This is a genomic window from Endozoicomonas sp. ONNA2, from assembly GCF_024606365.1.
Classification (GTDB): domain Bacteria; phylum Pseudomonadota; class Gammaproteobacteria; order Pseudomonadales; family Endozoicomonadaceae; genus Endozoicomonas.
In genome coordinates this window covers 1-1194 of the sequence record NZ_JAHHPO010001142.1, presented here as the reverse complement: position 1 = coordinate 1194, position 1194 = coordinate 1, and the positions used below count along the sequence as shown (strand labels likewise).

The window sequence follows — 1194 nt, the reverse complement described above, 5'->3', positions numbered from 1 at the left end:
GCAACGCAGGAGCAGTTGCCGCGTAGGGCAGTCTATTCTCGGACAGCCTCCTGGCCCACTACCGATTTTTGTACACCACACTGAGCCTCACAGCGGAACGACATCAGTCGCTGTATTCAGGAAAGGTTACAATCTGCCGGTTCTCCCTTAAGCTCTTTCTTCAGCCGTTTGTCCAGCTCAAAGATCTGCGTACGCATATGATCAATATTATGGTTAAGAATCAAAAGCTCCTTTCCATAAGCTGGTTTACCAGCGAATTTTTTTTTCTTCTCTTGTGCTGTTTTTAATGAGTCATCATAAAAATTCCTGAGTTCGTTCACTTTACCTATGCGTTGTTCACCAGGATCTGATTCAGAACATTCCAGTACCTGTAACTCCAGCATTGTAGAAATACGTCCATATTCTTCCCAGTAATCATCAAACTCTTTTTTAAGAGGGTCTATCCTTTTTTTTAGAAGGTCTATCTTGTACCGTTGTAGTTTTTGATTTAACTCTTTGTATTGAGAAATTAGCCCTTCTCGTATAGTGGTATAATTATTACCAATCAACTCTTCTTTTATCTTATTTCTTGCTTGTTCAAGCAGTTCCTCCACTTCTTTTACCTCTTCTACTTTCACAGGACTAGAAAAAAGATCAATAGCCGTTTTCGCCTTATTAATAAAGCGTTCTTCGACTTCTTTTCCTATAAACTCACCCCTCTGACCTTCTATTGTCTGCAGTCTTGTACCCATACTTAGGTGTCTATCCTGAAATTCACTTCGTTGAGCCTTGTCAAGCAATTTCTTGTACCCATCTGCTGCTTTATCAAGGTATCCCTTTGCTTCCGATGCACGCTGCTGATTAAAGCCAAATGGATCTGTTTCTGAGGTAGTAATTAAAGCTTCAGCTGCATCCAGGTTTCGGTTAATTTCATTTGCCAGACCAGTGTTTGAAGGTTTTGCCTTTGATACCGATTCACGCCCATACTCACTGGCCATGTTTGATCTTGGATCGAATTGACCGGCAGGTAGCCCACTGAATCCTGGCAAGCTATCGTCTTCTGGCATAATGTTATTGCCTACACCTGCATGGCGTACTTCTTTAAGCTCTGCGGCCAAGTAGCCGTTGACTTCATCAAGAAACTGCTCCACCCCTTCAACGATGGAACTCTCTGATTTTTTTATCAGGCGGCAAAAACCCTGCCCCAATGGCCGA

The 1194-nt window shown here is 42.5% G+C and carries 1 protein-coding gene; it reads right to left on the bottom strand.

Translation table 11 applies throughout. The features are described 5' to 3' along the window. Positions 1 to 116 precede the first annotated feature (116 nt). Positions 117 to 1194 (bottom strand): hypothetical protein (locus KDK14_RS20215; protein ID WP_257267038.1); only part of this gene is annotated, 1078 nt, incomplete at its 5' end.